At 71.8% G+C, this 18,367-nt stretch carries 18 protein-coding genes and 2 pseudogenes; 5 read left to right on the forward strand and 15 right to left on the reverse strand.

What is annotated here, in order from left to right:
* Nucleotides 1–88: 88 nt before the first annotated feature.
* The 3 genes from IH26_RS0103465 to IH26_RS0103475 all read right to left on the reverse strand — a co-directional run bounded on the left by IH26_RS0103465 (nucleotide 89) and on the right by IH26_RS0103475 (nucleotide 2,199).
* Nucleotides 89–1,120, reverse strand: a complete 1,032-nt coding sequence (locus IH26_RS0103465; RefSeq protein ID WP_211268561.1) for a Rieske 2Fe-2S domain-containing protein — start codon at nucleotides 1,118–1,120, stop codon at nucleotides 89–91.
* A 7-nt stretch (nucleotides 1,121–1,127) separates the two neighbouring features.
* Nucleotides 1,128–1,415 carry a 2OG-Fe(II) oxygenase family protein gene (locus IH26_RS61965; protein WP_030434626.1) on the reverse strand — a complete coding sequence of 96 codons (288 nt, stop codon included), beginning with the start codon at nucleotides 1,413–1,415 and terminating at the stop codon, nucleotides 1,128–1,130.
* A 130-nt stretch (nucleotides 1,416–1,545) separates the two neighbouring features.
* Nucleotides 1,546–2,199: a maleylpyruvate isomerase family mycothiol-dependent enzyme gene (locus IH26_RS0103475; protein WP_030434627.1), complete on the reverse strand. Its 654-nt coding sequence runs from the start codon at nucleotides 2,197–2,199 to the stop codon at nucleotides 1,546–1,548.
* 70 nt (nucleotides 2,200–2,269) lie between these two features.
* Here IH26_RS0103475 and IH26_RS0103480 point away from each other — a divergent pair, with 70 nt between their 5' ends.
* On the forward strand, nucleotides 2,270–3,271 hold the full coding sequence (locus IH26_RS0103480; RefSeq protein WP_030434628.1) for a sigma-70 family RNA polymerase sigma factor: 1,002 nt from the start codon (nucleotides 2,270–2,272) through the stop codon (nucleotides 3,269–3,271).
* On the opposite strand, the gene IH26_RS0103485 is transcribed toward IH26_RS0103480, so the two are convergent.
* The 3 genes from IH26_RS0103485 to IH26_RS0103495 form a co-directional block, all read right to left on the reverse strand.
* Nucleotides 3,189–5,063, reverse strand: a complete 1,875-nt coding sequence (locus tag IH26_RS0103485; RefSeq protein WP_157437017.1) for an alpha/beta hydrolase-fold protein — start codon at nucleotides 5,061–5,063, stop codon at nucleotides 3,189–3,191. The genes IH26_RS0103480 and IH26_RS0103485 overlap by 83 nt on opposite strands.
* A gap of 115 nt (nucleotides 5,064–5,178) precedes the next feature.
* Complete coding sequence (locus IH26_RS57530) at nucleotides 5,179–6,369, reverse strand: glycoside hydrolase family 75 protein (protein WP_084598590.1); 1,191 nt, start codon at nucleotides 6,367–6,369, stop codon at nucleotides 5,179–5,181.
* A 113-nt stretch (nucleotides 6,370–6,482) separates the two neighbouring features.
* Complete coding sequence (locus tag IH26_RS0103495) at nucleotides 6,483–6,947, reverse strand: sensor histidine kinase (RefSeq protein WP_281179677.1); 465 nt, start codon at nucleotides 6,945–6,947, stop codon at nucleotides 6,483–6,485.
* On the opposite strand from IH26_RS0103495, the gene IH26_RS55430 reads away from it, so the two are divergent.
* Nucleotides 6,837–7,124 carry a hypothetical protein gene (locus IH26_RS55430; RefSeq protein WP_030434632.1) on the forward strand — a complete coding sequence of 96 codons (288 nt, stop codon included), beginning with the start codon at nucleotides 6,837–6,839 and terminating at the stop codon, nucleotides 7,122–7,124. The genes IH26_RS0103495 and IH26_RS55430 overlap by 111 nt on opposite strands.
* Nucleotides 7,125–7,133: 9 nt before the next feature.
* Here the strand turns inward: IH26_RS55430 and IH26_RS57535 are convergent, their stop codons facing one another.
* The 7 genes and pseudogenes from IH26_RS57535 to IH26_RS0103530 form a co-directional block, all read right to left on the reverse strand.
* Entirely contained in the window at nucleotides 7,134–7,397 is a 264-nt protein-coding gene (locus IH26_RS57535; protein ID WP_211268562.1) for a helix-turn-helix domain-containing protein, read from the reverse strand.
* Nucleotides 7,360–9,897 carry an alpha-L-rhamnosidase-related protein gene (locus IH26_RS0103505; protein ID WP_051807404.1) on the reverse strand — a complete coding sequence of 846 codons (2,538 nt, stop codon included), beginning with the start codon at nucleotides 9,895–9,897 and terminating at the stop codon, nucleotides 7,360–7,362. Before IH26_RS0103505 ends, IH26_RS57535 begins: the two co-directional genes overlap by 38 nt.
* Nucleotides 9,898–10,080: 183 nt before the next feature.
* Nucleotides 10,081–10,521, reverse strand: a complete 441-nt coding sequence (locus IH26_RS53060; RefSeq protein WP_030434634.1) for a hypothetical protein — start codon at nucleotides 10,519–10,521, stop codon at nucleotides 10,081–10,083.
* A 290-nt stretch (nucleotides 10,522–10,811) separates the two neighbouring features.
* The gene (locus IH26_RS0103515) at nucleotides 10,812–11,045 is read right to left on the reverse strand and encodes an anti-sigma factor family protein (RefSeq protein WP_030434635.1); all 234 of its coding nucleotides are present in this window, start codon (nucleotides 11,043–11,045) and stop codon (nucleotides 10,812–10,814) included.
* Nucleotides 11,042–11,359, reverse strand: a pseudogene (locus tag IH26_RS63780) (RNA polymerase sigma factor); the annotation flags it as partial. The pseudogene IH26_RS63780 and the gene IH26_RS0103515, both read right to left, overlap by 4 nt.
* A gap of 16 nt (nucleotides 11,360–11,375) precedes the next feature.
* Nucleotides 11,376–12,089, reverse strand: coding sequence for a flavodoxin family protein (locus IH26_RS0103525; RefSeq protein ID WP_030434637.1), 714 nt, complete (start codon nucleotides 12,087–12,089; stop codon nucleotides 11,376–11,378).
* 113 nt (nucleotides 12,090–12,202) lie between these two features.
* A complete protein-coding gene (locus IH26_RS0103530; protein WP_030434638.1) occupies nucleotides 12,203–13,489 on the reverse strand; it encodes an FAD-dependent monooxygenase in 1,287 nt (428 codons plus the stop codon).
* A 79-nt stretch (nucleotides 13,490–13,568) separates the two neighbouring features.
* On the opposite strand from IH26_RS0103530, the gene IH26_RS0103535 reads away from it, so the two are divergent.
* Complete coding sequence (locus tag IH26_RS0103535) at nucleotides 13,569–14,192, forward strand: helix-turn-helix transcriptional regulator (RefSeq protein ID WP_051807406.1); 624 nt, start codon at nucleotides 13,569–13,571, stop codon at nucleotides 14,190–14,192.
* On the opposite strand, the gene IH26_RS0103540 is transcribed toward IH26_RS0103535, so the two are convergent.
* Complete coding sequence (locus IH26_RS0103540) at nucleotides 14,193–16,127, reverse strand: AfsR/SARP family transcriptional regulator (protein WP_030434640.1); 1,935 nt, start codon at nucleotides 16,125–16,127, stop codon at nucleotides 14,193–14,195.
* 88 nt (nucleotides 16,128–16,215) lie between these two features.
* Between IH26_RS0103540 and IH26_RS0103545 the strand changes: the two genes are divergently transcribed.
* A complete protein-coding gene (locus tag IH26_RS0103545; protein WP_051807408.1) occupies nucleotides 16,216–17,118 on the forward strand; it encodes an alpha/beta fold hydrolase in 903 nt (300 codons plus the stop codon).
* A gap of 119 nt (nucleotides 17,119–17,237) precedes the next feature.
* Nucleotides 17,238–17,399: pseudogene (locus IH26_RS57540) on the forward strand (LuxR C-terminal-related transcriptional regulator); the annotation flags it as partial.
* Here the strand turns inward: IH26_RS57540 and IH26_RS0103555 are convergent.
* Nucleotides 17,386–18,357: an isopenicillin N synthase family dioxygenase gene (locus IH26_RS0103555; protein WP_211268563.1), complete on the reverse strand. Its 972-nt coding sequence runs from the start codon at nucleotides 18,355–18,357 to the stop codon at nucleotides 17,386–17,388. The pseudogene IH26_RS57540 and the gene IH26_RS0103555 sit on opposite strands and share 14 nt — an antisense overlap.
* Nucleotides 18,358–18,367 lie beyond the last annotated feature (10 nt).

Here is an 18,367-nt window from a genome sequence, read left to right on the forward strand (position 1 = left end):
CCGCGGCCGGCCGGTCGCGCCTCGAGGAAGGCCTCCGCGAGCTCGGCGGGGCGTTCCAGCCGTCGTCCATCGGGTTCCCGGCCAGGTGCTACGGGGCGGTCACCTGGGCCGTTCCGGACGCGCTCGACTGACCGGCGGCCACCTCCGCGGCGGTGCCCGGAGTCCCCGGGTAGAACTGGGCGTACCAGCGGCGCAGCGCCTTGATGCCCTTCTCGTGCGGGAGCAGTACCGGGCGCGCCTGGTGGATCTTGTGGTCCCAGATGCGCACCTCCTCGCGGACCTCGGCCAGCGCCTCCCGCCGGAAGACCAGTTTGAGCAGCGGCGCCAGGAACGGCAGCCGGGCCGGCTTACGGACGTAGTAGAGCATCCGCATCTCGCTGGTCCTGTCGTCGACCGGGGTGGTCAGGGCCACCGCGGTCAGCGACAGCACCGGCCCCTCGACCCGGACCGCCATCACGCCCGGCCCGTACATGAAGACGTCGAAGGTGTTGTCGAGATCCCAGCCCAGCACCCGCCGGCGGAACCGGCCGCGCACCTCGGCGAACGGGCCGTCCGTCCGGAGGTCCTGCACGGGCGGCTCGCTCTGGCCGTGGATGTGGTGGAAATGCGACTCGTCGACGATGTTCTCCCGCATCTCCTGGACGTGGATGCGGGCGCGGCAGACGTCGTCGATCGGGGCGGCGTACGCCCGCGAAATGGTCTCGGGGATCTCGGGCACCTCCCAGGCCGGGGCGCCCGTCCCGGCGTACCCGAAAATCAGCCCGCTGTGCTCGCGGACCTCGAGCCCGCCGATGGTGACCTTGGGGGTTCGGGCCGCGAAGGGCGCGTGGGTGCAGCTGCCGTCGGCGCCGAAACGCCAGCCGTGGAACGGGCACTCCACGCGGCCGTCCACCACCTTGCCGCCGACGCCGAGGTGCGCCCCGTAGTGCGGGCAGTACGCGTCCCGCACGGCGGCGCGGCCGTCGGAGCCGCGGAAGGCGATCAGCGCCCGGCCGAGATAGTGCAGGCTCACCACCTTGCCGGGGCCGAGCTCGCGGCTGCGGAGCAGCGCGTACCAGCCGTCGGGCACGAAGGGCATGGGGTAGGTGTCGGCGAGCGGGTCTCTCGGCAGCTCCGGCATCCATTGATCATATTGAGGAGACCGCTTCCTGGTGGAGGCGGGACAGGACGGCCAGGCGCACCTTGTGCGGGGCCGGGCGGATGTACCGGCCGCCGACGTCGTCCTGGTAGGCGATGACCAGCAGGCCGTAGTCGGTGTGCGCGCCGATGCCCCGCGCGGTCTGCCGCGACTCGGCGGGGAAGCGCAGCACCCGCATGTGGTGCCGGACCGTGGCAGGGCCACCCCTGCCGTACGCGGGGGTCGTCCAGCCGCACGTCACGGCTTCCGGCATCGAGAACGCCCGCAACTCCACCATCGCGTCTCCTTCAGCTCGGCATCCGCCGATTCGACGGCTAGGGGCGGCGAAGTGTCGCTCCAACGGCTACTGGACGCCGCCCCGAAGCGATGGGGCGGGAACCGCCAGAGCCGACAATCCAGGCCGACCGCTAGCCGCCACACCGTTTCCGGAGGGTTGGTACGCCCGCGCCGGTCAGGTCGTCGCAATAGGCGGCCCGGCCGGCCATCGCCATGGTCAGGGCGAGCGTCGTACCGCGCACCTGGGCACCCGTGCCGGCGGTGAACGTACTGTCTGTTGCCGCCAGCCGTAGCCCCTCGATCATTGTCCGGCCGGCGACGGTGAAGTTCCGGCTCGCGTAGAAGCGCGCGACGGGCTCGACGGTCTCGACCGGCGGCGTGTGCGGCAGGCCGAGGGGATGGCGGATGTCCTGCCCGTGTACGACGATCTCGCCCAGCCAGGCGGCGGTGTGCCCGCTCGGGGCCGTGGTGCGGGTGAGGATGCGGCGGAACCGGTCGAGGGTCTCGGCGGGCGTGGCGCCGAGGTGCTCGGCCAGCCGCCGCTGGTTGTGCAGGCCGGCGTCGAAGCGGGCGCCGATGATGCTGGCCAGCCAGCGCACCCGGCCGGTGCTCGCGCCGGCGGTGAGGTGGGCGACGACCTGCTCGACCGTCCAGGCGCCGCACAGCGACCGGTGTGCCCACTGCGCGTCGCCGAGTCGTTCCAGGTCCGCGGCGAGGGCGGCGCGTTCGGCGTGGATCGCCGGCCACATCGGGTCGCGGGTCGTCATTTCATCGCGGGTCGGCATGCATGCTCCGTACGGTCGGGGTCAGGTTCTTCGGTGGTGAGACCGCCGCGCCGGAGGCAGAATCGTCGCTGTGCCGCAAGATTTTTCCGAGGATCTTGATCGCGCCCGGAACGGTGACGAGCGGGCGTTCGCCCGGCTGATCGAGCCGCTGCGGCGCGAGTTGCACGCGCACTGCTACCGCATGCTCGGCTCGGTCCACGACGCCGACGACGCGCTCCAGCTCACCTGGACGCGGGCCTGGCGGGGGCTGGCCCGGTTCGAGGGTCGCAGCCCGGTGCGCACGTGGCTCTACACCACGGCGACGCGGGTGTGCCTCGACCTCGCCGAGACGCGGGGCCGGCGGGCGGTGCCGGTCGATCTGGGTCCCGCCAGTGCCCACCCGATCCTCGACTCGCAACCACGAGCCGACGTCGCGTGGCTCACGCCGTACGCCTCCGGACCGCACGACCGGGTCGAGCGCGCCGAGACGATCACGTTGGCCTTCGTCGCGGCGCTGCAGCATCTCGCGCCCAACCAGCGGGCCGCGCTGCTGCTGTTCGAGGTGCTCGACTTCAGCGCGGCCGAGATCGCCGGCATCATGCGGACGTCGGCCACGTCGGTCAACTCGGCCCTCGCCAGGGCCCGCCGCGTGCTCGCCGAGCGGGTCCCGGCCAGCCCGCCGCAGGGCGGCACCGACCCGGCGGTACGCCGCCTGGCGAGCCGGTTCGCCGCGGCGCTCGAGGCCGGCGACCTCGACACCTTCGTGTCGCTGCTGACCAGGGACGTCACCTGGACCATGCCGCCGCTGCCGCATTGGTACGCCGGAGCCGAGGCGGTCGCCCGCTTCGCCCACGAGATGCCGATGACGCGCTGCCCGAGCTGGCAATGGCGACCGGTCACCGCCAACGGCCAACCGGCGATCGCGTTCTACCTCGGCGCGGACCCCGGCTCGAGCCACGAGGCGTGGTCGATCACGGTCCTCGAGGTGCGCGACGGCCTGGTCGGCGCGATCAGCTCCTTCCTCGACCCGGATCTGTTCCCGGCGTTCGAGCTGCCGCTTGCTTTGCCAGGGCGGGTGACGCTGCGTCGGTGAGCAGGGTCGCGTCGACGCCTTCGTCGACGACCTGCCGGCCGCGGGTGAGCATGAGCGGCGGCGGCTGTTCGTGGCCGCGCCAGCCGCTGACGTCGGTGCCCTGCGGCGCGTGCCGCGCGATGAAGTCGGCCATCGTGGTCAGCAGTTGCGGCTCGGTCACCGGGGTCCACCCGTGCGGCCGGCTCACGCCGTACAGGAACTGGAAGTCGGGTTTCGGCGAGGTGAGGGCGTCGGTCCGCTGCTCGAAGTAGGAGACACCGTCGTTGAGGAAATAGGTGTCCTCGGTGCCGACGTAGACGTGCAACCGGCCGGCGATCTTCGGTCCCAGCCGCGCCCAGTCGGTCGCCACGATCGACGACAGGTCGAAGTGCTTCTTCCAGTACGCGGCGACGGTGTGGTCGATGGCGCCGGTGCGCTTGTCCCAGATCGGCGCCGGGTAGCCGTCGCTGCCCTGCGGGCCGAACACCGCCTGCCAGATGTCCCACTGTCCCTGGCTGCGGCCGTGCGAGGCGGCCGCCCGCTCGTACGCGTTCTCCTGCCGGTTGGTCCACAGGGTGTCGCCGCTGGTCCCGCGGGCCGCCGGCCGCGGCACCGGCACCCACGAGCTGCCGGTGACGTACGCGTTGGTGTCGCCGTAGATGTCGATCACCTGGTGGGCGCGGAAGTCCAGGGAGTCGGGGAAGCCGGCCCAGGCGCCCGCGTACGTGTCGGGGTAGAGCACCAGCGACGCCGCGGCGATCCATCCGCCGGTCGACCCGCCGCCGACGACCCGGCCCCATCGCTGCCCGATCGTCCGGAACGACTTGTCGATGGCCGGGATGAGCTCCGTGTCGATCGCGTCGCCGTACGGGCCGAGGTTGGCGGAATTAGCGTGGTAGGAGTCGTCGTAGAACGGGTTCTCGCTGCGCACCCGCACGGAGATGAACCGGGCCGCGTCCGCCGACACCCACCACCGGGAGAAGTCGTCGCCCAGCGACTCGTCGAAGCCGTGCGGGTTGCCGTGCGGGAAGTGGCTCCCGATCAGCTCCATGGGATAGCGGACGTGGCGGTTGGCGGGCAGGTCGTAGCCGGCCGGCAGCAGGATGTCGGCGCCGAGATGGACGTCGCGGCCCCAGAAGCGGCTCAGCAGCGCCGAGCGGATCTTCAGGTGCTTGACGTGCGCCGAGTCGGCCGGGTTGCCCTGCTGGCCGGTGCCGCCGGGCGGGATCGTGCCGATCGGCTTGATGACCTGGTCGAGCTCGAGGGGCACGGTCTGCGCGTGGCCGGTCAGGCGGACGGTGCGCGGCTTGGAGTAGACGTTGCCCGGCGAGTGCCAGATGTCGCCGCCGTCGCCCTGCGGCCAGTGCACCTGGACGACCGAGCCGTCCGAGCGATGGTTGGTCTCGTACGTGCAGAAGAACGCCTGCACCACGTAGTCGCCGGCCGGGATGTCCTCGAACCGGGCGAACGGGTAGCCGGCCACCGCGGCGCCGGAGCGCAGCGAGATCGCCCGGCCGGGCCCGGCGTGCGCCACGTCCAGGCCGAAGAACGGCACGGTGATCGGCTCGTTGTCCTGCAGGTTGTCCCGGGGTTCCGGCGCGTCGGGGCTCAGATCCGAGGCACGCGCGATGATCACAAATGCACGGCCGGCCCCGCTGTACGTCCCCGCGGCCAGCGTGAGCGAGAACTCCGGGCCGGGCCGCCCGGCCGCCTGGGCGACACCGGGGTCCGCGACGGTCACCAGGCCGCCCACCGAGGCGATCGAGCCGGCCAGCACGGTGCGCCGGCTGAACCTGCCGTGCCCTGCAGTCATGATCTGTCTCCCGTCGCCCGCGCCAACCCGCCCGCCATCGATGACGATAAGCGCCCGGCGCCGGAGGACGGGAGGTGGCCCGCCGGCCGGCGCCGGGACGTGGTGCATGGTGGATCTACTGGGAGATGGTCACGGAGTCGATGTTGGCGGTGCCGCCCGCGGTGGTGCCGGTGACCCGGATGGTGTCGGTGCCGGCGGTCAGGGGCACCGAGATGGATGCGGTGGACCAGGTGTCCCAGTTCGCGGTGACCGGGAAGTTCAGCGTGCCGCGCGAGGTGCCGTTGACCGAGATGGTCGCGGGCCGCGCCGCGCTGGTGCCGTCGGAGTACCGGAAGCTCACGGTTCTGGTGCCGGCGGCGGCCACGGTGACCGGGATGTCGACGTACGAGCCGACCTGGTTGGCCGTGTTGGCGAAGCCGGTGCCGGTGAAGCCGCTGTGGTTGGAGTCGAACGTGCCACCGGCGGACAGCGTGCCCGTCTCCGCCTCGAAGGTGCTGCTCGACGGCGGGGTCGTGGGCGGTGTCGTCGGCGGTGTGGTGGGCGGGGTGCCGCCCATGCTGGCGCCGAGGGTGTCCAGGGCCTTCTGGACAAGGGCCTGGGTGTTGGTGTTCAGGTTGGCGTTGGTGCCGTTCACGACCCAGGACGAGCCCGAGAACATCACCACGGTCACGCCGTTGTCGACGCCACCGGTGGTGCCGCTGCTGGGAATGCCGAGCAGCTGGGCCGCCTTCACCGACGCCTCGCCCAGCTCGCGGGAGTCGTTGTCCGAGGTGGTCTGGTTGTTCGCGGTCTGCGTGTCGCCGAAGATCGAGCCGATGCACTTGCCGTTGTAGAACATCAGCGCGAACTGCCGGCCCGTCATGCCGTGTTCCTTGTAGAAGAAGTGCGGGCAGGGGGACTTGCGATCCCAGCAGTCGTCGCCCAGCACGTAGAACGGGACGTGGTGCGCGCCCAGGCTCTTGCCGTTGCTGTCCTGCCAGGTGGTCTCGCCCTGGTGGTCGGGGTCGGGATCGGGGTCGCTGCCGTCCGTGTCGATGGCCATGCTGGAGGTGTACGCGTAGACCCCCGTCGCCACCTGGTACACGTTCACGTTCTGGGCCCGCGTCATGGTGTTGATGTGGGGCTTGGAATTGACCTTGTTCGCGGTCGTCATGTTCGCCTGGACTCCGGCCAGTACCTCGGCGGGCGTGTACGACGCGGCGGCCGGGGCCGTGGTGGCGGCGTCGGCGCCCTTGAGACCGATCGGCAGGGCCAGCGCGAGAGCCGCGGCGGCCGCCACAACGTAGCGCGTGCGGGGGGATGGCATGGGCGGGACCTCTCCGTCAATCGTTAGTAAAACTGATTAACGAATCGAAGCACTTATGTCCCCACATGTCTCCAGGCTGGGAAAAATTTAAGATTATTGATAAATCCGCCGACTCAGAGCCTGGTAAAACTGACGCTGATGTCCAGGCCGCCTTCGGGCCTTGGGTGGGCGCTGAGTTCGGCACGGTGGACGGTGACGATCGCGCGGACGATGGCCAGGCCGAGTCCGTGCCCGTCGGCTCGGCGGACTCGCGGGTTGCCGAGACGCTGGAACGGCTGGAAGAGGCGCTCGACCTCATCGGGCGGGACCACCGGCCCGGTGTTGCGGACGTTGACGACCGCGCGCCCCTCGATGATCCCGGTGGAGATTTCGACCCGGCCGCCGTCGAGGTTGTGCCGGATGGCGTTGCTGACCAGGTTCGCCATGAGGCTCTGGGCCAGGGCTGAGTCGCCGCTGGCCGGCGCGAGTTGGACTCCGCATACTTCGCACTGCCCGAAGACCCGCCGCTGGATCCGGGCAAGGGCTACCCCGGAATCGACGGCTACCTGTACCTCGGTCCCCGCGACTTCCTCATGCACCAACCCCTCTCCGCGCCGGCCATCCTGGACAACGACTTGACCGCGGAACTCGACCGGCGGGCCACCCTGGTACAGGTTCCGCCGGACGCACCCTGGTGGCCATCCGTGCTCTTCCAGCAGGAAGCCACGTCCAGCGTGTTCCTCTACGATCCCGACCCTGGCGTACGCCCTGCTTGAGCGAGGCGTTCAGAGGAGGCCTTGTCGCGCGGCCCAGGCGACGGCGGTGATGGCCGCGGGCACGCCGAGGGCATCGCAGATCGCCCTGGTTCGCCGGCGCAGGGTGCGCTCGGAGATGGCACGTTGCCGGGCCACGGCTTCCAGGGGCAGGCCCTGGGCCAGCAGGGCCAGGACCGCGAGCTCGTCGGCTCGTAGCTCGCGGTCCGGGGCGCCGTGGTGCGGGACAGTAGGCAGGTCAGGATCCGATCGTCGTGACGGTGATGGTGTGCTCACCGCGGATGCCGGTCAGCGTGACGTACGAGCCGTCCGGGTCGACCCGCACCGTACGGCCGTCGAGCCGCACCCGCACGGATTTGCCGTTCGCCGGCACCGAGACCACGCCGGACGTGCCGCGGGGGGCGTCGACGGTCAGCGTGAACGCGCACCGGCCGGCGCCGGCCGTCCAGCTGACCCGCAGCGGTCCGTGCGGCGTGGGCAGTTGACCGCGCGCCCAGGCCACGGTGCCGGGGTGTGGCTGCACCGTCCAGGTCGAGAACCCGGGACCCGTCGGTGTCGCGCCCAGCAGTTCGTTCGTGAGCGCCGGCAGCACGCCGGTCGACCAGCCGTGCGCCGCCGACGTGTACGGGCCCTCGTACATCGAACCGCCCGCCCCGATGCCCTCCCACGCGGTGATGCCCGGGTCGTGGCTCGTCATCCAGCCGTACATCCGCTTGATCTGATCGATCGCGGAATCGGCCTGCCCGGTGCGGAAGCGGGCCAGGATCTCGGGGTACGAGGTGAAGGCGTAGACGCGTTGGGATCCGTCCGGGACGAGGGTGTCGTTGTCCATGAAGGCATTGCCGTACGGCGTGGTGGTGTGCGCCGACAGGTAGCCGAGCGCGCTGCTCGCCCGGGTCTGGTCGGCCACGCCGCTGAGCACCGCGTAGCCGTTGCCGTCCTGGGCGTGCCGCGCCGAACCGACGGCCGAGTCGAGGTAGGCCCCGGCGCCGGCGTCCCAGAGGTGGGCGTTGACGGCGCCGGCCACCGTTCCGGCCCGGGAGCGCCAACGGGCCGCGTCGTCGTCGTGGCCGAGGGCGGCGGCCAGCGCGGCCGCGTTGTTCAATGCCTGGACGTAAAGCGCGTTGTAGTACGTGACCTCACCCGTACGGCCGAGGAAGGCGTAATCGCCGTAGCCGGAGGTTCCGTCGAGTCCCTTCTGGAGCAGGCCGTCGGCGCCGGTGACCGACGGGTACCAGGTGTCGAGCACCTTGAGCAGATTCGGGTAGTACGTCCGCGCGTAGCCGGTGTCGCCCGTGTACAGGACGTAGTCCCAGCTGCTGGTCACCCAGTACAGCGGATAGTCGAAGAGCGGCAGGGTGTAGTTCCCGATCGACGCCGGCGGGATCCACCCGTCCGCGCGCTGGTGGTCGGCCAGGTCGGCGAGCACGTTCCGGGCCGCCTCGCCGACGGCGTGGGTGAGATAGTCGGTACGGCCGGAGACCGCGATGTCGCCGACGTACGGGTCGCGGTCCCGCTTCGCGCCGTCGGTGAGCACGACCTTGCCCTCGAGCCCGCTGGTGGCCGCCCCGCGCGGGTCGATGTCGTCGGCGCGGAAGGTGTCGGTGATCAGCTCGTTGGTGTAGGAGGCGTCGTACCAGTACTGGTTGAGCTGCTTGTCGGAGGACTCGAACCAGCCCTGGTAGCTGGCCGGCGTGCCGAGGTACGGGGTGAAGTTCAGCGAGACCGCGCCGATCCGCACGGTGCCGTAGGCGACCGTGTCCGGCGCGTCGGCGGCGAGCGCGTCCAGGCTGATCCTCAGGTAGCGGAAGCCGTGCAGGCCGTCCGCGCAGACCTTGGTCCCCTCGGCGCAGCCGTGCTTGTCCGTCCACGTGAATGGCTTGGTGCCGACGGCGACCTGGTCGGAGCCGGGCGTGATGCTGTCGCCGTTGTACGACCGGCTGAAGTCGGAGACGTCGCCGAGGTACTGCGTCGTCTCGGAGAACGAGAGCCGGACCCCGACGTTCGCGGCCGAGGCGCCCGCGAACCGTACGACCGGATAGCCGGCCACCACCTTGCCGAAGTCCACCGTGACGCTGGGCACCGGCGGGTCGTCCGGCACGAGACCGGGATAGACCTCGTTGACCCGGGTGAAGTCGCCCTTGCCGGACGACTGGTCGGCGGTGACGGTGATCCGCACCTGGGACGTGTGCACCGGTGCGGCGAACGGCACCTGGCGCTTGACCTCCGCGTTGCCGGTGACGGTCGCCGCGGCCTGCCACGCGCTGCCGTCCCAGGTTTCGACGGTGAAGTCCTGCGGGACCCCGTCCGAGTTGGACAGCAGGGTGATGCCGGGCAGGTCCACCGCGGCGGGCGCGGTGATCGTCAGAACATCCGGGTAGGCGCCGAACGTGTCGTCGTTCCAGAACGTGTCGGTGTCGCCGTCGATGGCGTTGCCGGGCACATAGGTGCGTGGCCGGCCGTCGTTGCCGTTGTTGCCGGCGTGGTACGACGATGCGGTCGCCGTGGTGCCGGCGGCCCACTTCGGACGGGCCGGCGGCTGGGGGCGGGACAGCGTCGCGACCCCGCGGCCGAGCGTGCCGCCGGCGTTGGCGACGTCACCGGCGGTGCTCAGCACCCGTACCGGCGAGACGACCCGGCTGTCCGGCGCGACGACGTACTTCGCCCACGACGGCGCGGGCCGTGGGTGGGCGGCGGCGGGTGACGCCGCACCGAGGAGCAGGAGAACGATGGTGCCGGCGGCGGTGGCTGCGCGGCGAATGCTGCGATTCCGCATCGGGGCCTACCCTTTCTGCGGCCGGCGGGGAGGCGCCGGCCGTTCGGTCCGGACGGAGGAGGTCCGGATCTTCCCGAACGTAGGCAGTAGCCGCGCGGATTGCAACGTTTCAGCGTGACCGGATCCGGCCAGATCGAGCCGGGTGGCCGGTTCGTGCGAAGCGGCCACCCGGAGCGGGATTGCTCAGCCGCAGTAGCGGAAGTCGCTGCTGTAAACGCTCAGCTCGCCGTTGACCGTGACCTCGCCGCCGAACGAGACGCATTCGTTGCGTGCGTAGAGGTAGACCGGGCCGGCGTAGTAGCCGTAGTTGCCGGAGTCCACCTTGACGGTGGCTTTGGTCTGCAGGACCGCGGACACGTGGGTCTTGCTCCCGAGTTGCTTCTGCTTCAGGCTCACCACGCAGTTCTTGCCGTTGCCGCTGTTGTAGAGCAGGTAGATGTACGCCCTGCCGTCGTCCTTGAAGTAGTCGACGACGCTGTAGCCGGACCCGCAGAGAGCGGATGCGGAGTAGGGGTTGACGTCGGCGGCGAGCGCGGCCGTGGGGCCCGCGACGATCGTGGTGGCGCCGGCGGCGAGGGCCGCGGCGCCGGCGGCGATCCGGCCGACCATGCTGGTCTTCAACATGTCTCCTTGGGTTCGAGCGTTCAGGGACGCCCGACCACTTTGCGAGAACGGACCCGCTGTTCGGTACCCGGCCGACCTTGTCAGATCGGTCTGACACGGCCTGAACTGGGCGAACAAAGGTGTTCAGAATCTTCCTGACACCATCGAACAGGCCCTACCGGGCGGGCGGGGCCGCCACGGCCGCGGACGGGCCGCCGGGCGGCACCCCGTCCAGCGTGGCCAGGTAGCGCCGGAGCAGGCCGGCGCGACCCGGTCGACGGCGTCGCCGAGGGAGCGGCCGAGGGTTGTCGTCAGGAACCCCTGGGCCAGTCGCGGAAGGCTGCCAGCAGCCGGTCGCGGGCGTCGGGCGCCAGCCGCTGCGCGGGCAGGTGGCCCAGGTCGTGCACGGTGGTGCGGATCTGGTCGAGGTAGCGGTCGCAGCCGTCGCACTCGGCGAGGTGTTCGACGAACCGCTGCCGCGTCTCGGGTGGGAGGGCGCCCTCGAGGTAGGCGGTGACCAGTTCGACGAACTCGTCGCAGTTCATGCCGTCGTCTCCTTGGTCCAGTGCTGCTCCAGCACGGCGCGCAGCGCGGCCCGGCCGCGCCAATGCCCGGGGTACGGGTCGTCCGGGCCGCGGAACCGGGACGGATCCACGGCGCGGCCGTGGTCGGGGTCGAGGCTGCTGGCCGGGATGGTGCGGGCGTCCCGTACGCCCCGGGTCCTGGCCTTGTTGACGAGAATCCGGTAGACCCAGGTCCGCAGCGAGGACCGCTCCTGGAACCCGTCGATGCCGCGCAGGACGCCGAGCCCCGCCTCCTGCACGACATCCTGCGCGGTGTGGTCGTCGGCGACGAAGGCGCGGGCGGCGCGCCTTTCAGCGGTATTCGGGGTTGGGGAAGTCGAAGCGGCAGCCGGCGTCCCATTCGCTGCGCTGGTTGCCGTGCGCGGGGATGCCGCCGGCGTCCTTGAGCAGCCGGGCCAGGTGCAGCAGGTTCCAGGTCATGAAGGTGGTGTTGCGGTTGGTGAAGTCGTTCTGCGGACCGCCGGAGCCGGGGTCGAGGTAGGAGGGGCCGGGGCCGGCCTCGCCGATCCAGCCGGCGTCGGCCTGCGGCGGGATCGTGTAGCCCAGGTGCTGCAGGCTGTAGAGGATGTTCTGGGCGCAGTGCTTGACGCCGTCCTCGTTGCCGGTGATCAGGCAGCCGCCGACCCGGCCGTAGTAGGCGTACTGGCCGGCGTCGTTGAGCAGGTGCGAGCAGGCGTACAGCCGCTCGATGACCTGCTTGGTGACCGAGGAGTTGTCGCCCAGCCAGATCGGGCCGGCGATGACCAGGATGTCGGCCGGCAGGACGTGCTCGCGATAGATCTCGGGCCAGGCGTCCGAGGCCCAGCCGTGCTCGGTGATGTCCGGCCAGACCCCGGTGGCGATGTCGTGGTCGACGGCCCGCAGCACCTCGACCCGTACGCCCTGTTTCTCGAGGATCGCCCGGCTGAGGTCGATGAGGCCGCCGGTGTGGGTCAGCTCCGGAGAGCGCTTGAGGGTGCAGTTGATGAACAGGGCACGCAGGTCGTCGTAGCGGGTTTCGGGCATCGGTTCCTCCTCGGTCGATGCCCTACCGTCTCGGCACACCGCCACCGCGTTACACGCGCGGGCGGCGAGTCCTCACGGCAGCCGCCCGTCCCGCACGCGCCGGACGATCACGCTCAGCTGGTCGACTGCCCACGGACCGCGCCGGCCTCCAGGACGTACCCGTCGGGCCGGACGACCGTCGACCCCAGCACGGCCGGGCGCCCGTCGAGCAGCGCGACCCCGGCGACGCGCGTGCCCACCAGCGGATGCTTCCCCGGGGCGGGATAGTGCACGTCCAGGGCGGTCAAGCGGCGGGCGAGGGCCAGGGACAACTCGGGCTGCGTACGGATGAGATCGCTCAGCAGGCGCCGCAGGGCCTGGCCCGCCGGGGTCGTCGCGGTGATCAGCGCGGTCTGCGCGAGCGTGTGCTCGGCGACGTCCTCGGCCCACGGGCGGCGCTCGGTCTGATAACTGTCCAGAAGGTCCTCGCCCGCATGTCCCCGCACCACGGCCGCGAGCTTCCAGCCGAGGTTCATGGCGTCCTGCAGGCCGAGGTTGAGGCCCACACCGCCGGCCGGGAAATGCATGTGCGCCGCGTCCCCGGCAAGCAGTACCCGTCCCCGGCGGTAGTCCGCGGCCACTCGCGTCGCGTTGGTGAACCTGCTCAGCCAGACCGGGTCGCGCAGCCCGAACTCCTGCCCCGAGATCCGCGCCGTCGTCTCGCGCAGCTCGTCCAGGGTCAGCTCCCGCCCCGCCGGATCCTGCCGCTCGGCGTCGAAACCGGTGAACCGCAGCAACCCGCCGGGCAGCGGCGCCACGATCAGCGCGCCCTTGTCGTTCTGAACGCCGTAGCCCGCCGGCGGCGGCGCGTCCGCGCGCACGTCCCCGAGGTAGGCCCACGTGTCGCCGTCCGTACCCGGAAAGCCGATGCCGGCCGCCTTGCGGACGGTGCTGCCCGCGCCGTCCGCGCCCACGACCCAGCCCGCCTGCCAGGCCCGCACCGCGGTCTCGACCCGGACGCCGTCCGCGGTCCGGGTCAGCCCGGTGACCTCCTCGCCGCGGACGATCCGGGCACCCAGCTCGAGCGCCCGCTCCTGGAGCAGCGCTTCGGTGCGATTCTGCGGGAACGCCAGCAGGAACGGGTACGCGGTGTCCAGCCGGGTCAGGTCGAGCCGCTCCGGGAGAAACCCGAAGTGCCAGGACGGCACCCGGATCCCGTCGGCCAGGAACGGATCGATCAGGCCGCGCATGGCCAACTGCTCCAGCGTACGGGCGTGCAGCCCCAGCGCTTTCGGATGCGGGGAGGGCTCGGGCGCCCGCTCGAGCACGACGGTGTCGACGCCCGCCAGTCGTAGCTCGGCGGCGACCATCAGCCCGACCGGTCCCGCTCCGGCGACGATGACTTCGGTTTCGGTGTCCACGCCGGCGACGCTACGGGTGCCGTGCCGCGCGGTCCTTGATCGAAGACGACCGGATCTTCGTCACCGTATCCTGCGGTGCATGCCGACCGTCGTCGAAGAGCTCAGCGGGGCGCCGTTCGTCCTCGTCCACGACCCCGAGGGCGCGCGGCAGGTCGTCGGGCTGCGGCTGCCCGGCGGAGTCCGCGACCCCGAGCGGGCGCTGCTCGCCCTGCACCGGCGCCTGCGCGATCTGGCCGGCGACTACGGTCCCCGCTCGGTCGATCTGCCCGGGCCGGCGGCCGACGTGCACGGCTGGACGGAGAGGTTCGGTGCGAAGGTGCGCCCCGGGCGCCCGGCTGCCCTGTTGCGGCTCCCGGCCGGCGTTCTCTCCGACAAGGTCGGCACCGTCCCGCGGTCCACCTTGGCATGGCGGGTCCGGCATGCGCTGGCCGAGCGACTGGGTGGGCCGGCGGCCACGTTGGGCGAGGTCGCGCGGTCGGTCGCGGTTCATCCCCGTACGCTGCAGCGGAGTCTGCTCGACGAGGGCCTGACCTTCGCGGAGATTCTGGATTGCGTGCGCCGCGAGCGCGCCCGCGCGTACCTGACCGGAACCGACCTGCCGCTCACCGAGATCAGCAACCGCCTGGGCCTCGCCGAGCCGGCCGTGCTGAGCCGGTGTGCCCGCCGCTGGTGGGGCCGGACGCCGTCGCAGGTCCGCGCGTGATCAACTTCGGGTCAGAGCCGCCAGCACCTCCGACACCGGGCCGAAGGTCAGCGCGCCACTGGCCGCACCCGCACATTCGGACGCCGCCGGAGCCAGTGCCGTCCGGGCACGGACCATGGCCGGCACGTCGCCGGCGTCCAGAGCGGCCCGCGCGAACAGCCACCACAACGCCTCGGCCAGCAGATCGGCGGGCGGATCGGGGACATCGGCGAGCGGGGTCCGGCCCGGCTCCAGCAGCGGCCGGACCCACGGCTCGTACGGCCCCCAGTCCGCACCGGACAGGCTGCCGATCGGCAGGCCGCGCCGCACCCTCATCCCGAGCAGAGCCAGCGGCAGCAGCCCGTCGCGCATGCCCGGCATCCCGGCGTGATCGAGGCGCTCGGCCGCCGCTCGGTACCCACGCTCCGCGGCCGCGTCCGCGACTTTCTCCGCAACGTCGGCACGCAGCGCCCGGTACCACTGCGTGAACACTGCGACCAGCGGCAACTCGTGCCGCCGGGACAGCCGGTCGGCCACGCCCGCATGGTGATCGGCCGGGTCGAACGCGGCTGTCGCGCAACTCGCCTGCATGCGTATCAGATGACCGAGTACCTCCGCGGTGACCAGGTCGTGGCGGCTCGCCAGAGCGACCAGTTCGGTGCCGACGGCGTCCCGGTGGGCCGAGCCGCCGGTGCGATGGCAGCTCTGCATGAAGGCGCCGTTGAGGGCGAACACCAGCAGCGCCGGGTCATCCAGCTCCCGGGCGATCGACTCGGCCTGGCGGGCGCATTCCAGCGGCCGGGGATCGTGCGTGCCCCGCGACTCCAGAGCGATCGTGGCGAGCAGCCGGGCCCGCGCCGGCTCATGCCCAGCCGGCGGCAGCCCGGACAGAGCGCGTTCCGCCGCCGCGACGATCGTCGTCGCCTGGACCGGGTCGTCGGATCGGGTCCAGATCGCCGGCACGTCGTAGGCACCGATCACCCGGGCCGTCAGCTCGGGGTCGTCGAGCTGCTCCGCCGCGGCGACCGCCGCCGCACGCTGCTCACGGGCCACCGAGAGACCGTCCGAGCCGGTCACCGCGAGATTGCGCAACAGCCCGACCGCCGACTCCAGCCGTGCCCGGGCGCCGCCCACCCGAACGCGGTCGAACGCCTTCGCGGCCCGCTCCCAGACCGCCGCGGCGGGGCCGTCCGGCCCGGAGAGATGGGGATCCTGCCGGAGGATGTCGGTTTCGAGGGTACGCAGAGCAGGTCCGGGGTCGACGCCGAGCTGGCCCGCCAGGAGGTCGCGAGCGCGCCGCAGCACCGCGAGGGCGTCACCCTGTCGCCCGGACCGGTAGAGCGCCAGCGCCAGCAGATACCAGCCCCGCTCCCGCCATGGATGCGCGGTCACGTGCTCGTCGAGGTCCGGCACCGCCTCGGCCGGCCGGCCCAGCGCGAGATGTGCCTCGGCTCGCTGTTCGACGGCCTGGAGGCGGAGCTCCGTCAGGCGGGATCGATCGGCGCGGGGCCAGGCGGCGTCCGGGAAGTCCGCGTACGCCGGACCCCGCCACCAGGCAAGCGCCTCGTCGAGGACACGGAGCGCGGTGGCCGGATCCGCCGTGGGCGCCGACGCCACCGCGTCCTCGAACCGCCACGCGTCCACGTCGGCGGGGGCGGCCGCCAGCGCGTACCCCGAGCCCTGAGTGATCAGAAGGGTGGCCGGCGCACGCGGCGACCGGTCCGGCTCGAGCGCCCGGCGCAGGGCCGCGACAAAGGTGCGGACCGCGGCGAGCGCACCCGCCGGTGGCGCCACCCAGAGATCGTCGATGAGCGCGTCGACCGGGACGACCCGGCGGCGCGCCACCAGCAGCCGGCCCAGCACCGCGCGGTGCATCGGGCCTTTCAGCGCGATCGGCCGGCCCGCCGCGTCCTCGGCGATCACCGGGCCGAGGACGCCGAATCGGATACGCCCCACCGCGGCCACTCTATCGCTCCGCTCATTCGTTGCTCATCCGAACCCGGGACAGTCGATTCGAGCTGAGACCAACCGAAGGGCAACAACCTTGAGCTTCGAATACGTACGCGTCCCGGTCGCCGGCGGCGTGGCGCTGAACACCGCGATCACCGGTACGGGCAGCCCGATCGTCATGCTGCACGGCTTCCCGCAGACCCACCTCATGTGGCGTCACGTCGCCACGGAGCTGTCCGCCGACCACACTCTCATCTGCCCGGACCTGCGGGGATACGGCGCGAGCGACAAGCCGGCCGAGGCCGGGCCGGACACCTACTCCAAGCGGACGATGGGCGCGGACATCGTGGCCCTCGCGAAGGCGCTGGGACACGACCGATTCGCCCTCGCCGGGCACGACCGCGGCGCCCTGGTCGCGATCCGAGCCGCGCTGGACCACCCGGAGAGCGTCACGCACCTGGCGTCGCTGGACGTGCTGCCGACGCTGGACATGTGGGAGGTGATGCGGGGCGTGAACGCCGCGGTCGGCTTCCATCTGTACCTGATGGCGCAACCGCCCGGCCTCGCCGAGAAGATGATTGCCGGCGCGCCGGACGACTTCTTCGGCTACTTCCTCGACCGGTGGACCAGCGACCCGGAGGCGATCCCGGCCGACGTGCGCCAGGCCTACCTGAAGGCCGGCCGTGCGGCCGTCCCGTCGATCGTCGCCGACTACCGCGCTTCGGCCGGCATCGACATCGAGCACGACAAGGCGGACCGGGCAGCGGGCAATACCCTGCGGATGCCGGTCACGGTGTTGCAACAGGACTGGGGTTCGAAGCTCGGCTTCGATGCGGCCGCGCGGTGGCGCGCGTGGGCCCCGGACCTCGACCACGTCCCGGTCCGCTGCGGCCACTTCATGGCCGAGGAGGCGCCGGACCTGGTCGCCGAGGAGATCCGCAGGCTGCTCACCCGGAATCCTCGTCAACCGGCGTTCGCCCGTCGGGGTGAATGCTGAACCCGGTCGGCGTCGTCGGGGGCGGCCGCGGTCGCCGCAAGCGGATCGGCGAGCGAGGATGGGCGCCGTGCCTGCCTCCCCCCGGGCGCCGGTAACCTCCGGCACGACGTGAGGTCGCCGAGTTGATCGCGCAGGGCCTGACCGACCGGGACATCGCCGCCCGGCTCCTGATCTCGAGGCGGACCGCCGAGAGCCACGTCCAGAGGATCCTGGCCGAACTCGCCCTCAGCCGGCGCACCCAGGTCGCCGCCTGGATCAGCGGACCGGTCAGCCGACGGTGATGGCGTCCAGCTTCGCCTTCAAGTAGACCGAGGAGTCCACCGGCTCATAGGCGACCTTGCCGAGCGGAGCGGGCAGCGGCGCGACCGTGGTGTGCGGATCACACTCGTAGAAATAGACGAGCGACATCAGATCCTCCTCCGGGGCCTGCGGCGTGGGTGCGAGCACGCGGTGCCGCCCGGAGCGCCACCGGTCGCCGGTCCAGCGGGCCATCAGGTCGCCGATGTTGACGGTCAGTGCTTCGGGGTCGTACGGCGCGTCCTGCCACCCGGAGCCGCCGTCGGCCGGATCGACGTACACCTGCAGTCCGCCCTTGCCCTGTTGGCGGTCGAGCAGGGTCACCGTGCCGAAATCGGTGTGCGGACCGATCCGGTACTGGCCCGGCTCGGGTTCGCCGACCACCGAGACGCCGGGATACCAATTGATATTGAAGCCGTACGTCGTACGGGACGTGTGCCGGGTGAAGAAGTCCTCCGGCTGGCCCAGCGCCGCGGCGAGCAGGCGCAGCAACTCGTCCGCGATGCCCCGCATCCGGGCCAGGTAGTCCTCGACGACCGCCTGGAGTTCGGGCGCCTCGGCGGGCCAGCGGTTGGGCCGGAACCAGTACTCGTCGATCTCCGGGTCGCCGATGGGCTGGTCCGCCGCGACCGTCCAGGACTCCTTGAGGTCGGGCGGGGTCTCGGTGCCCTCGGCATAGCCGTTGGCCTCGGCGCCCTTCGCCAGCCAGCCGCGCCCGCCGACCGCCACCGAGTACCGCTGCTTGACCTCGACGGGCAGGTCGAAGAACGCCCGGGCGGTGGCCCGCACCCGGTCGCGGGTCTCGCGCGTCACGCCGTGCCCGGTGACCAGCAGGAACCCGGCGGTGGACAGCGCCGCGTCGACCTCGCGGGCGGCGGCCGCCCGGGCCTGCGGGTCGCCGGAGCGCCACGGGCCCAGGTCGATGGTGGGGATGAGGGACACGCTGAAACTC

This window comes from Actinoplanes subtropicus (genome assembly GCF_000721705.1).
GTDB classification, from domain to species: Bacteria; Actinomycetota; Actinomycetes; order Mycobacteriales; family Micromonosporaceae; genus Actinoplanes; species Actinoplanes subtropicus.

Bases quoted from the DNA above. Each gene is read 5' to 3' on its own strand.
- IH26_RS0103535 (WP_051807406.1), top strand. From the start codon at position 13,569: ATGCCGACCGTCGTCGAAGAGCTCAGCGGGGCGCCGTTCGTCCTCGTC.
- IH26_RS57530 (WP_084598590.1), bottom strand. From the start codon at position 6,369: ATGCCATCCCCCCGCACGCGCTACGTTGTGGCGGCCGCCGCGGCTCTC.
- IH26_RS61965 (WP_030434626.1), bottom strand. From the start codon at position 1,415: ATGGTGGAGTTGCGGGCGTTCTCGATGCCGGAAGCCGTGACGTGCGGC.
- IH26_RS53060 (WP_030434634.1), bottom strand. From the start codon at position 10,521: ATGTTGAAGACCAGCATGGTCGGCCGGATCGCCGCCGGCGCCGCGGCC.
- IH26_RS0103475 (WP_030434627.1), bottom strand. From the start codon at position 2,199: ATGCCGACCCGCGATGAAATGACGACCCGCGACCCGATGTGGCCGGCG.
- IH26_RS0103515 (WP_030434635.1), bottom strand. From the start codon at position 11,045: ATGAACTGCGACGAGTTCGTCGAACTGGTCACCGCCTACCTCGAGGGC.
- IH26_RS0103485 (WP_157437017.1), bottom strand. From the start codon at position 5,063: ATGACTGCAGGGCACGGCAGGTTCAGCCGGCGCACCGTGCTGGCCGGC.
- IH26_RS0103465 (WP_211268561.1), bottom strand. From the start codon at position 1,120: ATGCCGGAGCTGCCGAGAGACCCGCTCGCCGACACCTACCCCATGCCC.
- IH26_RS0103505 (WP_051807404.1), bottom strand. From the start codon at position 9,897: ATGCGGAATCGCAGCATTCGCCGCGCAGCCACCGCCGCCGGCACCATC.
- IH26_RS0103525 (WP_030434637.1), bottom strand. From the start codon at position 12,089: ATGCCCGAAACCCGCTACGACGACCTGCGTGCCCTGTTCATCAACTGC.